Origin of the sequence: Blastomonas sp. CCH9-A1 (assembly GCF_001557175.1) — a bacterium.
Taxonomy (GTDB): domain Bacteria; phylum Pseudomonadota; class Alphaproteobacteria; order Sphingomonadales; family Sphingomonadaceae; genus Blastomonas; species Blastomonas delafieldii_A.
In genome coordinates, this window is sequence record NZ_LSHM01000003.1 from 12,285 (window position 1) to 26,106 (window position 13,822).

Here is a 13,822-nt window from a genome sequence, read left to right on the forward strand (position 1 = left end):
CTAACGCTCCAGTATCGCGACCGCGGACAGGCCCGGCGCGCCATAGACATGGCTGTAGGCGGTCTTCGGATTGCCCGGCACCTGCCGCGCAGCCCCGCGCCCGCGCAGCTGTACCACATTCTCATAGACCTGCCGCAGCCCGGACGCCCCAATCGGCTCTCCGCAGGCCAGACAGCCGCCATCGGTATTGACCGGAAGCTGCCCGTTCAGCTCGGTACGGCCTTCTGCGAACCATTGTTCCTGCTCGCCATCCTTGCAGAAGCCGTTCTCGGCCATGTGCATGATTTCCGCGCCCGATTCGGTGTCCTGCAGCTGCGCGACATCGATATCCTCGGGGCCGATGCCTGCGGCTTCGTACGCCGCCTGGCTCGCCAGCTCGGTCGGCTTGCCGCCGCGCTCGACGCTGATTGCAGGCGCGAACACCTCGAACGACCCGGGCGGACGCGTGCGCACCGCAATGCTGGCGATCTTCACGCCGTCCGCGCCCAGTTCGCGCGCCTTTTTCTCCGACGCGATGATCAGCGCGACCGCGCCCTCGGCGGGCGAGCAGAACATGTATTTGGTCAGCGGATCGTTGACCATTGGCGCATTGAGGATCGTGTCGAGATCGACCGGCGAGCGCCGCCAGGCATGGTCGCACAGGGTGCCGTTGCGGAACGCCTTTTCCGCGACCTTGCCGAGCGTCTCGCGGCTGATGCCGTGCAGCTGCATGTAGCGCTGGATCTTGAGCGCGAAGAATTGCGTGGTCAGCATCATGCCCGTTTCGCCATACCATTCGGGCAGGCCCCAGTCGCCCGGCTTGGCGTTGAACGCGCCGCGCGGGTGCTTGTCGAACCCGACCGCGAGCGCGATGTCGCACTGGCCCGAGGCGACCGCATTGCGCGCCGAGGCGAGCGCACTGCCCCCCGTCGCGCAGCCGTTCGACACGTTGATGAAGGGAAGGCCGGTCAGCCCCAGCTCGTTGACCATGATATCGGCATTGCCCGCCGCTTCCGAGCCGCCATAGGCGCATTCAATATCGGTCCATGCTAGCCCCGCGTCGGAAAGTGCCCGCTGCACCGCAAACACGCCCTGATCGCGGCCCGAACGGCCATCGGTGCGACCGAACGGGTGAATGCCTGCGCCGATTATGTGGACTTGGGTCATGGAAAGAGGGCTCTCGAGCTTTTCCGCGTTCGGGACAAACGGGAGGTGGTGGGCTGGATCATGCGGAAGGCCTGAACGCGAAGGTGGTCCGCCCCGGCGCGAACTCGGTCAGCACCAGCTCCATCGGCATTCCCAGCCTGAGATCGCTGAGAACCGCGCCCTCGATTCGCGTCTCGACGATCACCTCGCCGGGCAGCTCGACATAGCCGATGAGGAAGGGCACGAACTGCTCCGGTCCGGCGTAAGGCGGCGATTTGGGGCGGAAATCCTGGCTGGTCCACGACCACAAGGTCCCGGTGCGCGAGAGCGGCACCGGCGCAAAATGCTGCGCAGCATCGCCCCCAGGCATCGGAAAGACGATCTCCCCAGTCTGCGCATGGCGACCGCCGATCAGGCGCGGCTGCGGCTCGTCGGTCCACAGACCCTCGGCGACCGGAACCGCACTGCTCATGCTGCAGCCCTTGTCGCGACCTGCACATAGGCATCGAGCCCGCTCGCTGGATCGCCCAGCCATTGCGACAGCAGAAGGACGCGCTTGTGCGCATGGCCGATCTCGAGCTCGTCGGTGGTGCCCATGCCGCCGTGCAGCTGCACCGCCTCGCGCCCGATGGCCAGCGCGGCCTCGGCGACGATGGCTTTCATGCCCGCAATCTCGCGGGCCTCGCCCGATGTCACCGCCGCGATCAGCGCGCTTTTCGCCTGATCGACGCGGGCATAGGCCTCGACCATGCGGTGCTGGATCGCCTGAAACCGTCCGATCGGTTGGCCGAATTGCTCGCGTTGGCGGACATAGGCGAGTGTATCGTCGAACAGCCGCTGCGCCAGCCCCGCCATTTCGGCGGCTGCGACCAGCTGCGCGGTGGCGAGCGCGGCCTCGACCGCCTCCCATTCGAGCGCCAGCCGTGCCTTGGCTCCAACTTCGCAGCCCAGCAGTCGCACTTCCGCCGCCTCGTTGCCGTCGACCACGCGATAGCCTCGCCGGTGCACGCCGGGCGCATCGGAAGCGATCAGAAACAGCGCGGGTCCGCTCTCAGTCGCGGCGCTCACCAGCAGCCAGTCCGCCGCCATGCCCCCCAGCACGAAGCTCTTTTCGCCTTGCAGCACGAAGCCGCCGGCAGTGGTCTTGGCGGTCGTGCTGCGCGGCAGCGTGACATGCCGCCCCTCGGGCTCGAACAGCGCCAGCGCGGCAATCGCCCCGCCCGAGGCGAGCGCGTCGATCCGCGCATCGTCCCGAGCGAGGCCTGATCCTGCCAGCAGCATCGGAAGAACGGCGTTTTCCAGCCAGTTGTCCGAAGAGATGCGCAGGCCGAAGCTTTCGCCCACCGCGACCAGATCGAGCAGGCTGCTGCCGAGACCGCCCTTGTCCTCGGCGAGCGCCATGGCGGTCAGCCCCAGCTCGGCCATGGCCTGCCAGCGCGCACGGTCGATGCCGCCTGGCGCCGCGCGCTGCGCCTTGCGCGCAGCAATGTCGCTGCCCTCGAGAAACCGCTCGACCGAGGCGCGATACAGCAGCTGGTTCTCGTCATAATCGAAATTCATGCGCGCGGCTCGAAACGTACCGGCACGGATACGGGTCCGCGCAGCATCATGTTGGGGGGATAGGCGATGGCCGCCTCGTCGGTCAGCGTGATGCCCGAAATACGCGGCAACAGCTCCTCGAACGCCACGGTCATTTCCTTGCGGCTGAGCATATTGCCGACGCACATATGGATGCCGCGCCCGAAGGCGAGATGCGTGCGGGCATTGGCGCGGTCGGCGAGGAATCGGTCGGGCTCATCATAGCGTTCGGGATCGCGGTTGGCCGCAGCATAGCGCATCATCACCATCGCGCCCTTGGGCAGGGTCACGCCGCCCAGCTCGGCGTCCGCTTTCATCACCCGCCAGATGCCGGACGAGGCGCTGGCCAGCCGCAGCATTTCCTCGATCATGTTGGGTATGATCTTCGGGTCCGCCTTGGCCTTGGCGAGTTCGGAGGGATTGCGCGCGAGCAGGATGATGCCCTCTGCAAGCGTCGCGGTGGTCGTCTCGTTGCCCGCAACCAGCAATTGCTGCACGATCGAGAGCAGCTCGCCATCGTCGAGCGGGCGTTCGCCGTCGATCTCGGCATGGACGAGATCGGAGAGCAGATCGTCGGTCGGACTGGCGCGGCGCTGGTCCATCTGCGCCTTGATCGCGTGCTGGAATTCGACCACCTCGCGTGCGCATTGCAGCTCGCGCTCCTTGGGCACCATGCCGCCGAGCCGGTCGACAAAGGCATCGGTCCAGCGCTTGATCGTTTCCGGCGGCACATGGGTGAGGCCAAGCTGTTCGGAGATCATGCGGATCGGCAGCGGCATCGCGAAATCGCGCACGAACTCGATTTCGTCTTTCGCCAGCATCCTGTCGATCAGGTCTCGCGCGATCTCGCGGATATGGGCCTCGAGCTTGTTCACGCGCGGCGCGGAAAAGGCGAGGTTGACCAGCTTGCGAAAGCGCGTGTGCACCGGCGGATCGGCGGTCAGCAGCGTATCGACCTGCGGCCAGCCTTCGTCCAGGATCGCCTTGACCTCAGGGTCCTCGGACCGCGCGCCCGAAAGCACCGCCTGGAAATTGTTGGAGAATTCGTCCGTCCGCGACGTCGCCTCGCTCACCAGTCTGTGGCTCAGCACCAGATACAGGCCGGTCGCCTTGTCGTGATAAACCGGCTCGGTCGCCAGATGCTCCTGATAGAAGGCGAAGGGGCTGGTCAGCACTTCGGGATGGAAAAAGCTCTTTTGCTCCGCCGCCACCGTCATGCCCTGCTCCCATGGTGCTGATGTGCCATGAAACCGTCATAGCCCGCGCTCGCCTGCGCCCGCGATAGTCGAAAATGCTAGGGCGGTCTGTGCAAGCCGCGATAACGAAATTTGTGCATTTTATGTTATCGTGCTAATCTTGCGCGTCTCTGGTGCAAGGAGGAACTGCGATGAACGTATCGATCGGCGAACGCTGGGAAGGCTATGTCGAGGCGTTGCTCAAGACCGGGCGCTATGCTTCTGCGAGCGAGGTGATCCGCGAAGGCCTGCGCCTGGTCGAAGAGCGCGAGACGAAACTTGCGGCGCTGCGCGAGACAGTTGATGCAGCGATTGCCGAAGACAAATGGTATTCGCTGGAAGAGGTTGAGGCTCAACTCGAAGCCGATCTGGAGGGTTGAACAACAGGCTGCGGAATGATGCGGACGCTCCGCATCAGTGCGCGAGCGCAGCGACAGCTTCGAGAAATTTCAGCCTATATTCTCCGCGAAAGCGGGCATCGTGAAGTCGCGACGGCCTTTCGCAGGCGATTGGTGGCCAAAGCACGTCAACTGGCCGAGCTTCCAGGCACGCTCGGAACCGCGCGCCCCGAATTGGGTCCGGGCATCCGGAGCACGCCGATGGGCAATTACATTCTTGTGTTCCGGTACGCGCAGGGCACGGTGGATCTGCTCGCCGTGCTCCACGCCAGCCGCGATGTCGCCAGCCATTTCGACCCCGACTGACGACCGCCGTTCCGCTCAGCTGTGCGTCATCACGCCGCCATCGGCGATGATGCCCTGGCCGGTGATGAAGCGCGCGTCGTCGCTGGCGAGAAAGGCGATGACATCGGCAATGTCCTCGGGCTGGCCGAGCCGCTTGAGCGCCGATTTCTCGCGATAATATTCGGCCGCCGCGCCATTCTCCAGCATGCCGCGCGTCATCCCGGTGACGATGCAGCCGGGCTGGACGCAGTTGACAGTGACGCCATAGGGGCCAAGCTCCATCGCCAGCGATCTGGTGAAACCGAGGATCGCATGCTTCGACGAAGCATAAGCGCCAAGCCCGGCATCGCCATAGCGCGAGAGGATTGATCCGGTGTTGATCACCCGGCCCGCCGAGGACGCCTTGAGCAGCGGCAGGCAGGCCTTGGCGAGACGCGCAGGGGCGAGCAGATTGACATCGAGCCCGAACTGCCACTGATCGTCGGTCAGGTCCTCGAGCGTGCCCACCGGGCAGACGCCTGCATTGTTGACCAATATGTCGAGCCCGCCGAGCTGGCTTTCGGCGGCGGCGGCGAGTAGCGTGATCGCCTGCGGATCAGCAAGATTGGCGACATGGTTGAAGGTGCCCGCCATGCCCTCGCCGCTGATATCGCAGGCGAGCACCGTCGCGCCGTCGGCGAGAAGCCGCGCCACCGTCGCCGCGCCGATGCCCGAAGCGGCCCCCGTCACCAATGCCTTGCGTCCCTTGAGTCTGCTCATGCCTGCCTGTCTCCCATTCCTTCCGGTGTAACGTAATCGAGCGCATTGGCCAGAACTTGCCGCACATGCGGATTGGCATAGGCCGCCGGCCCGTCGCCGAATTGCAGATAGACCAGCTGCCCCGCTGCGACCGGCTTCGTCCAGCCGATCAGATGGCTTCCGGGCGAATGCGGCCATTCCGAATTGTCGAACATCCGGCCTGCCACGGCATGCGCGGCAGAGTAAAAATTGTGCGCAGCAAATTCGTGATCCGCTGCGATCAATGGTGTCACCTGCTCGGCGAAAATCTCGGCAAGATACAGCTCGTCGACCATCGCGAAACGGGCGGGCAGTCCGCGCGTGACCGGATGGTCCGCGAGCACGACCGCGTCATAGGCGACATCATGCCGATAGCCCGAATCGAGACATTCGCGGTCGCGCAGCGTCTCGCGCCGATAGAGGAACTTGCCGCCAAGCATCTCTGCCCATTCGGGCCAGTCCGCCCATCCCGCGAGCGCATGGTGCAATGCCACTGCGCCCCTGCCACGCGCAAAATGTGCCTTGATCGCCGCGATGAAGCCGGGCGATGGGGGCCGCGTCGTTACCATATCGTCGGCAAAGGTGAAGCCGGGCATGTCGTAGAACAGCAGCGCATCGGCTTTCTCCGCCGCGCCATCTGCCACCGCCGCTTCCGCCTCTGGATGCATCAGATGCTCCACCCGCCAGCCACCCAGGCTGGCGAGCAGCGCGGCAAAGGGCGTGGCCTCATAGGGATGGCCGCCCGACAGGACCAGCAGGTGCCGCACGCTCAGGCGATCTTCAGGATCATCTTGCCCTGGTTCGACCCCTCGAACAGCCGCAGAAAGGCAGGCAGCGCATTGTCCAGCCCTTCGTCGATATGCTCGTCGACGATCAGCTTGCCCGCTGCTGCCCATTCGCCCAGTTTCGCGCCGCCCTCGGCAAAGCGCGCGACATAATCGGCGACCAGCAGGCCCCGGATCGAGGCGCGGTGCACGATCAGCTGCCACAGGTTGCGCGCGCCGACGGGCTCTGGCGCGTTATACTCGCTGATCAATCCGCACAATCCGATGCGCGCGCCGTGCCTCAGGTTCATTAGACCTGCGTCCAGTATGTCGCCGCCGACATTCTCGAAGATCACGTCGACGCCATCGGGCGCGACCGCGCGAATTGCCGCGTCGAGCGCGCTCACATCCTTGCCGCGATAGTCGATCGCATGGTCGAAACCATAGCGTTCGGTCAGCCGCGCGCATTTTTCCGGGCCGCCGGCGATGCCGATCGCGGTGCAGCCCAGAATTTTCGCGATCTGTCCGACCAGCGATCCCACGGCACCGGCGGCGCCCGTCACCAGCACGACATCGCCTGCTTCGGGTTCGCACACGTCGAGAAAGCCGAAATAGGCGGTCATGCCCACCGCGCCGAACAGCGAGAGGTAATTGGTCACCTGCGGCACCGCGTGCGGGTCGATCGGCTGGGTGAAGCCGCCCAAAGTGCCGACCGAATAGTCCTCGATCGCGTTCAGGCCCATCACCCACTGGCCCTTGGCAAAGCCCTCGGCGCGGCTTTCCTCGACCACGCCGATCGTGGTCGCGCGCACCGGTGCGCCCAGGGGGATCGGCGGCATGTAGCTGTCCGCATCGGACATCCATCCGCGCTGCGCGGGATCGAGCGAGGCATAATGGTTGCGGATCAGAAACTGGCCTTCCTCCAGCGCGGGCAGCGCGGAGGTTTCGAGCGCGAAATCCTCGGCCACCGGCGCGCCATCGGGGCGGCGCTTGAGGATGAACTGGCGGTTCTGGGTCATGGGATGGGTCTCCGTGGAGGGAATGGAAAAAGGATCAGTCCGCACCGCGTCCGCCATCGACCAGCATCGCGGTGCCGGTGACCATGCGCGAGGCCGAACAGGCGAGGAAAGTGGCGGCGCTGGCGATATCCTCGGGCGTGCCGACGCGCTGCAGCGCGTTGCCGTCCATCACGAAGGCTTTCACCGCATCATTGTCGCCATAAGCGCCGGTGATCATCTCGGTATAGATCACGCCGGGGTTGAGCGAATTGACACGGACCTTGGGGTCCATCTGCGCGCCTTCCAATGCGGCGACCCGGCTGAAATGCGTCACCGCCGCCTTGGCCGCGCAATAGGCGGCGCAATCCTCCAGCCCGATCAAGCCGGCGAGCGAGGAGATGTTGACGATCGACCCGGCGCTCCTGGTATCACGCATCATGCGAAAGCCGTATTTGGTGCCCAGCACGACACTCTCCACATCGGCGGTCCATAGCTCGCGGAAATCCGCGAGCGTGGTGTCGGGCAGCGCTTTGGTGAAGAACGATCCGGCGGAGTTGATCAGCGCATCGACCGAAGCATGACGCGCGGTCACCGTCTCGGCGAACGCGGCCCAATCGCTTTCCGAGGTGACGTCGAAGCTGTGGAACTCGGCACTGCCGCCCGCCGCCTCGACCTGGCGGACGGTCTCTGCGCCGCGCTCCGGATTGCGGCCAGTGGCGATGATGTGAAAGCCGGCCTTGGCGAGACGGATGGCCGTGGCGCGCCCGATTCCCGAGGTCGCGCCGGTGACGATGGCGGTCTTGGTCATGTCAAACTCCATCCGCCATCGACCACCATCTGCGTCGCGGTCATGAACGAACTCTCCTCGCTGACCAGGAACAGGATGCTCTCGGCCATGTCTTCGGGCTCCTGCGGCACGCCCAGCGGCACGTCGGTCCAGTGCGCGGGATCATCGAGCGCGCCCGGCGGCATCGCGCCTTCGAGCAAAGGCGTGCGCGTCGGGCCGGGGCAGAGCGCGTTGACCCGGATCATGTCGCCCTTGCGGCCCAGTTCCACGCCGACCGCGCGCGCCATATTGGCCATCGCCGCCTTGGCGACCGCATAGGCCGAGATCGCGGGCGCGGCGCAATTTGCCATGACCGATGCGGTCAGCACGATGCTGCCCGTCGCGGGCGCGCCGCCGGCCTGCGCGCGCATCTGCGCCACCGCCTTTTGCAGACCCAGGAAGCTGCCTTCGACATGCACCTGACTGAGCTTGCGGAAGCGCGCCATGTCGAGATCGATGATCGGTTCGTAATTGACGATCCCCGCATTGCTGACCAGCGCATCGAGCCGCCCGTAATGGTGCACGGCAGCGGTGATCGCATTGTCCCAGTCGTCGCTCGAGGTGACATCGTGCTTCAGCCCGATGCACTGGCAATCGGCGGCGACGCCCTGAATGCGCTCGCCGTCCACATCGGTCGCGATCACCTTCGCGCCGCGCGCTGCCGCCAGCCGCGCGGTGGCAGCGCCGATGCCCGAGGCCGCGCCCGTGACCAGCACCACCTTGTCCTTCACGTCGAATATCATGCGTCGCTATCCAGTTCGATCATCCCGTCCTTCTCCCGCACCGGCCAGGTCCGGATGCCGCAATGCGCGGGCGGACCTTTGGCTGCCCCCGTGCCGATTTCGAAGCGCGCGCCATGGTGCGGGCAGAGCACATGCCCGCGCCGCACGCGTGCGCCCTCCAGCGGCAGCAGCGCATGGCTGCACAGCCCGTCAAGCGCGTGGAGCGCACCATCGCCATCGCGCACGACCAGAAATGCTGCACCCTCATGCTGCACAAAACGCGTGGATCCTGGTGCAATATCGGCAGGCGTGACGGGGGTGAAAGTCATGGGGTTAGTGATGCCCAAACATGCTGGAGACCGCAATCCCGCGCGTGTCCCGGCGCGATGGAACGCGACATCAACCACGCAGCACCCTGACCGGGATCGCGCTCTGCAGCGCCTGGCCGGTGATCGGATCATAGCCCTCCGTTTCGCTGACCAGGCGGTTAGTCGAGCCCCCGCGCAACGGCACCTGGTCCGGCCCGTAATCGGGGTCGCCATAGCCATGCGCCATCGAGATCACCCCGCGCCGCAAGGCCGCCGATGCCTTGGCGAGCGCGTGCACTTCGCCATGCGGCGAGGCGATGCGGATCATCTCGCCGTCCTCGACGCCCAGTCCGGCGAGGTCGTCGGGATGGATATGCGCCGGGTTGGTGGTGCGCTTGGCCTTGAGCGCGGAAAGATGCCCGCCGGTCGAGTTGAAGCGGTGGCGGCTGCGGCGCGAGATCAGCCGGAACGGATAGCCCTGTGCGGCGGGGTCGTCCCGACCGTATCGCATCAGCTGCTGCGGCATCGCGCCAGCTGCCAGATCAAACCGCGCCTCGTGACCCGGTTCGGCCGGTTTGACGATCGGATGCTTGTCATGATAGATGACCGGGCGGCCATCGGGGCTGTCGGCATGGACCTGGCTGGGGGGGACGACGCAGCCTGCGACGGCGAGGTCGAGAAACGTCTCCTTGTCCGGGCAGGCATCCATCGGGCAAGGTCCGCCCGCGAGCGGCAGTCCGGTGCCGAGCCGTTTCGCCAGCCCCCAGAGCATCTCGTATTCGTCGAGCAGATCGCCCGGGCGCGGCAGGATCGCTTCGGTATAGCGGGCATAGGGAATTTCGTACCACCATTCGGACAGCGACGAGATGTCGTCGCGTTCGAGGCTCATCAGCGGCGCGAGGACATAGTCGCTGCGCCGCGCGGACACGCCCTGGCTACGGATATCGACGCTGACGAACAGGTCGAGCGCTTGGATCGCGCGCGCCATCTTGTCCTGGTCGGGAAAGGCGAGCATCGGGTTGCCGCCGATCGAGATCAGCGCCTTCACCTGGCCGGGCCCGGGGGTCAGGATCTCGTCCGCCAGCACGTTGCACGGCATCTCGAACATCAGATGCGTCAGGCCCCGGAAGCGTGAGGCGGGATAGCCCTGGCCCCACAGCTTCATCGGCGGATTGACCTGCGCGCGGCGCGGCGTGACCGGCGTGAAGATGCGCGGGATCGAGCTCTTCTCGCCCTCGCGGCAAAAGCGCCCGCACAATATGTTGAGGCTGCTCACCAGATATTGTGTCAGCGTGCCGTTGCCCGCCATTTCCGGCCCGGTACCGGTGCTGGCCGAGCCCTTGGTGCCGCCCGCGAACATCCGCGCGGCGGCGACCAGATCCGCCTCGCTGACTCCCGCGCGCGCGGCGGCGACCGCGGGCGGGAAGCCAGAGACCGCCTCTTTCAGCTCGGCCAGGCCATCGACATGCGCTTGCACGAACGCCTCGTCGTAGAGCCGCTCCTCCAGAATGACATGGATCATGCCTGCGAGCAGCGCCGGGTCCTCACCGGGCTTGACCGGCAAATGGATGTGCGCGAGCGCGGCAACATCGCTCTCGCGCGGATCGGCGACGATCAGCTTGAGCCCGCCGGCGATCGCATCGCGCAACCGGCGCGAGGGCGAGAAGGGCGGAAGGCCGCCCGGCGGGCCGTAATGCGAAACGATGGGATTGTTGCCGAGGAAGAACGCGACATCGGCCTCGCCGAACACATGCCCGCCGCCCGACCAGCTGCCATATTGCGCCGCCGTATAGACTTTGGCGGGCTGGTCGAGCGTGACGCTGGTATAGAAATGCCGCGTCCCCAGACCCTGCGCGAATGCCATGGCCGACGCGACCCCGGCGCTGTTCTGGAACGCATAGGTGCCCGCATAGATCGCGACGCTGTCCGGCCCGTGCTCTTCGATCAGCGGCTTCAGCCGCTCCGCGATCTCGTCGAGCGCGGCCTGGGTGGCGATCGGCTCGAAGCCGTGTGCGCCCCTTTTCTGCGAGGACATCAGGCGCTCGGGATGATGATGCGCTTCGGGCAATTGGCGACCCTTGATGCAGGTGTAGCCGCCGAACACCGGGTCCTCGGCATCGCCCGACACGCGCACCACGCGGTCGCCCTCGGTCTCGACCAGGATCGCGCAATTGGCGTGGCAGAACCGGCAGAAGCTGCGCTGGACGGGCATGATCGAACCTCCCCTGGACACAGGTTTGCGGGCCGCGCGAACGGGCGCAGCATAGGGTCGGAAGCCCGACCTCATGCTTGCTACCCTAAAGCTTGCCGTAGGGTCCGCGACTGTCACTTTTGACACTTGAGGCATTGTCGGCCCCGGATCATTTTCGCGCAGCATAGGAAAAGGTGCGGGCCGAAAAAGGCCGCAGCATTGAGGGGAGGTTTGTGATGAGGGTGTCCACCTATCTGTCGGCATCAACCTTCGCATTGGGGCTCGCGATGCTCGCGGCGCCCCAGGCGGCCATGGCGCAGGAGGCCTCCGATCAGGCGGCCAGCGCCGAGCAGGCCGAGGAGGGGGGGCTTCGCACCATCGTCGTCACCGCGCAGCGCCGCGAGGAATCGCTCCAGGCGGTGCCGGTCGCGGTGTCCGCGATTGACTCCCAGGCGCTCGCCACCGGCGCGGTCGACGATCTTCGCGACTTTGCCGGGCGCGTTCCCGGGCTGGTGGTCGATCCGGTCAATGCCGGCCCTTCGGCTGCCGCGATCGCGATCCGCGGCATCAGCTTCGAGGATATCGAGAAATCGTTCGATCCGGCGGTGGGCGTGGTGGTCGACGATGTGTTCATCGGCACTAACACCGGCCAGCTGCTCGATGCGTTCGACCTCGAATCGATCGAGATCCTGCGCGGGCCGCAGGGCACCCTGTTCGGCCGCAACACCATCGGCGGCGTCATCAATGTGCGCCGCAGCAAGCCGACCGGCGAATGGGGCGTGCGTGCCTCGATCGGCTATGCCGAATATAACACCGTGCGCGGCCGACTGGTCGTCAACACCCCGATGATCGGGGATTTTCTGGCGTTCAAGGGCTTCTTCTTTTACGACAATACCGATGGCTATCTGCGCAACGTGACGCAGGGCAACCGCCGCACCAACGAGTACGAGGTATGGACCGCAGGGGTGACCGCACTGATCACGCCGACCGACGATATCGAGGCGGTGATCACCTATGAGCATATGGAAGAGGATGGCGAGGTCGCCACCGCGAGCGTCTCGAACGATCTCGACCTGATCTGCCTTCAGGTGCCGGTGCCGGGGGTCGGTCTGGTTCGTGCCTTCCAGATTCCGGGCAACCAGTGCAACCGCACGCCCACCAACAGCAAGCTGCTGTATCAGGTGTTCGGTAACATCCAGACCCCGGTGCGCAACAAGACCGACGCGATCAGCGGCACGATCAATATCGAGCTCGGCGATTTCACGCTCACGTCGGTTACCGGCTGGCGCAAGAACAACGAAAGCGTGCGGCAGGATTTCGATTCGGCATCGATCAACTTCTTCGATACGCTGCGCATCCAGCGCTACGAGCAGTTCAGCCAGGAAATCCGCTTTGCCGGTGACGTCACCGACTGGATGGATATCGTGCTGGGCGCCTATTATTTCGACAGCCAGTACACGCTGCGCCAGACCTCGTTCTTCGGTTTTCTGGGCCCCGGTGCCAGCGCCTTCCAGCTTTCAGTCGGCGACTCCAAATCCTATGCCGGTTTTGCCGATGCGCGGTTCAAGCTCTCGGACAACCTGACCTTTGGCGTCGGCGGCCGCTACACCAAGGATGAAAAGGCACTGGTCACCAATTTTGCGCTCAGCCCCACCGGCGCCTGCCCGGTCGGTTTTGCCGGTATCGTCGCCGCCAATTGCCGCGGTTCGGAAGATTTCGGCGAGTTTACCTATCGCGCCAGCCTCGATTACCAGTTCGATGGCGGCCAGCTGGTCTATGCCAGCTATTCGCGCGGCTTCCGTTCGGGCGGCTTCAACGGTCGCGCCGCGACCCCGACCGCGATCGGCCCCTATCAGCCCGAAATCGTCGATGCCTATGAAATCGGCCTGAAGGCGGACTGGCTCGACCGCCGGTTGCGCACCAATATCGCGATCTTCCAGACCGATTATTCGGACAAGCAGGAAGAGCTGGTGCGCGCGACGCAAGCGCCCTTCAACGCGATCCAGGCGCAGGAAACCATCGTCGAGAACGCCGCTTCGGCGCGGATCAAGGGTGTCGAGCTCGAGATCGTCGCGCTGCCTTCGGACGACCTGGCGTTCAACTTCTCCGCGACCTATCTGGATGCCAACTACCAGAATTTCGTGCGCGGCGGCGTGGACGTGTCCGATCTCGACCTGCGCCGGGCACCGAAATACGCCTGGTCGGCCGGGTTCGATTATACCCGGCCGGTGGGCGATGGCGAGTTCCGCTGGAGCACCATCTTCCGCTATGTCGACAAGTACACCACCTGTATCGTCGCCGATCCCGCGCTGCAGGCGCAGGGCATCATTACTAACGACCGCCGCTGCGAAGCCTCGGAGCGCGAGATCCTCGATTCGACCCTGTCGTACAAGCACGATTTCGGCGGTGCGCAGGCGACGTTCAGCGTGTTCGGCCGCAATATTCTCGACAATCGCGGGCTTTCGAGCACGTTGCCGGTGGCAGGCCTGTTCGCCTTTGCCGGTGTCCGTCCGCCGCGGCAATTCGGCGCGGAACTGATGCTGGAATTCTGATAGCCTCTTGCTGGCCCGCCGTCCTTTGCATCGGGGCGGCGGGCCTTTCCTTGCAACGCCCAA

Annotated in this window: 14 protein-coding genes; 3 read left to right on the forward strand and 11 right to left on the reverse strand. The window is 65.3% G+C overall.

Annotated features, from left to right (window positions below; genetic code table 11):
• The 4 genes from AX725_RS00910 to AX725_RS00925 are packed head-to-tail and all read right to left on the reverse strand — an operon-like array spanning position 1 to position 3,920.
• A complete protein-coding gene (locus AX725_RS00910) occupies positions 1 to 1,146 on the reverse strand; it encodes a thiolase family protein (protein WP_060976891.1) in 1,146 nt (381 codons plus the stop codon).
• Positions 1,147 to 1,204: 58 nt separating this feature from the next.
• Positions 1,205 to 1,597, reverse strand: a complete 393-nt coding sequence (locus AX725_RS00915) for a Zn-ribbon domain-containing OB-fold protein (RefSeq protein ID WP_060976890.1) — start codon at positions 1,595 to 1,597, stop codon at positions 1,205 to 1,207.
• Positions 1,594 to 2,685 carry an acyl-CoA dehydrogenase family protein gene (locus AX725_RS00920; protein ID WP_060976889.1) on the reverse strand — a complete coding sequence of 364 codons (1,092 nt, stop codon included), beginning with the start codon at positions 2,683 to 2,685 and terminating at the stop codon, positions 1,594 to 1,596. The genes AX725_RS00915 and AX725_RS00920 overlap by 4 nt, the downstream gene beginning before the upstream one ends.
• Positions 2,682 to 3,920 (reverse strand): cytochrome P450, encoded by a 1,239-nt coding sequence (locus tag AX725_RS00925; protein WP_060976888.1) that lies wholly within the window; start codon positions 3,918 to 3,920, stop codon positions 2,682 to 2,684. Before AX725_RS00925 ends, AX725_RS00920 begins: the two co-directional genes overlap by 4 nt.
• Positions 3,921 to 4,090: 170 nt before the next feature.
• Between AX725_RS00925 and AX725_RS00930 the strand changes: the two genes are divergently transcribed.
• A complete protein-coding gene (locus AX725_RS00930; RefSeq protein WP_060976887.1) occupies positions 4,091 to 4,318 on the forward strand; it encodes a type II toxin-antitoxin system ParD family antitoxin in 228 nt (75 codons plus the stop codon).
• Between the two features lie 18 nt (positions 4,319 to 4,336).
• Positions 4,337 to 4,642: a type II toxin-antitoxin system RelE/ParE family toxin gene (locus AX725_RS20220; RefSeq protein WP_099046455.1), complete on the forward strand. Its 306-nt coding sequence runs from the start codon at positions 4,337 to 4,339 to the stop codon at positions 4,640 to 4,642.
• Positions 4,643 to 4,657: 15 nt separating this feature from the next.
• Here AX725_RS20220 and AX725_RS00940 read toward each other — a convergent pair whose 3' ends face one another.
• From AX725_RS00940 to AX725_RS00970, 7 genes are all read right to left on the reverse strand, one after another.
• Entirely contained in the window at positions 4,658 to 5,380 is a 723-nt protein-coding gene (locus AX725_RS00940) for an SDR family NAD(P)-dependent oxidoreductase (RefSeq protein WP_060976885.1), read from the reverse strand.
• A complete protein-coding gene (locus AX725_RS00945) occupies positions 5,377 to 6,165 on the reverse strand; it encodes a ThuA domain-containing protein (protein WP_060976884.1) in 789 nt (262 codons plus the stop codon). Before AX725_RS00945 ends, AX725_RS00940 begins: the two co-directional genes overlap by 4 nt.
• Positions 6,166 to 6,167: 2 nt before the next feature.
• The gene (locus AX725_RS00950) at positions 6,168 to 7,181 is read right to left on the reverse strand and encodes an NADP-dependent oxidoreductase (RefSeq protein WP_060976883.1); all 1,014 of its coding nucleotides are present in this window, start codon (positions 7,179 to 7,181) and stop codon (positions 6,168 to 6,170) included.
• 34 nt (positions 7,182 to 7,215) lie between these two features.
• Positions 7,216 to 7,968 (reverse strand): SDR family NAD(P)-dependent oxidoreductase, encoded by a 753-nt coding sequence (locus tag AX725_RS00955; RefSeq protein WP_060976882.1) that lies wholly within the window; start codon positions 7,966 to 7,968, stop codon positions 7,216 to 7,218.
• Positions 7,965 to 8,729, reverse strand: a complete 765-nt coding sequence (locus AX725_RS00960; RefSeq protein WP_060976881.1) for an SDR family NAD(P)-dependent oxidoreductase — start codon at positions 8,727 to 8,729, stop codon at positions 7,965 to 7,967. Before AX725_RS00960 ends, AX725_RS00955 begins: the two co-directional genes overlap by 4 nt.
• Positions 8,726 to 9,037: a Rieske (2Fe-2S) protein gene (locus tag AX725_RS00965; protein WP_060976880.1), complete on the reverse strand. Its 312-nt coding sequence runs from the start codon at positions 9,035 to 9,037 to the stop codon at positions 8,726 to 8,728. The genes AX725_RS00960 and AX725_RS00965 overlap by 4 nt, the downstream gene beginning before the upstream one ends.
• A 70-nt stretch (positions 9,038 to 9,107) precedes the next feature.
• Positions 9,108 to 11,228 carry a molybdopterin-containing oxidoreductase family protein gene (locus tag AX725_RS00970; protein ID WP_060976879.1) on the reverse strand — a complete coding sequence of 707 codons (2,121 nt, stop codon included), beginning with the start codon at positions 11,226 to 11,228 and terminating at the stop codon, positions 9,108 to 9,110.
• Positions 11,229 to 11,443: 215 nt separating this feature from the next.
• Between AX725_RS00970 and AX725_RS00975 the strand changes: the two genes are divergently transcribed.
• Positions 11,444 to 13,759 carry a TonB-dependent receptor gene (locus tag AX725_RS00975; protein ID WP_060976878.1) on the forward strand — a complete coding sequence of 772 codons (2,316 nt, stop codon included), beginning with the start codon at positions 11,444 to 11,446 and terminating at the stop codon, positions 13,757 to 13,759.
• Positions 13,760 to 13,822: the final 63 nt, after the last annotated feature.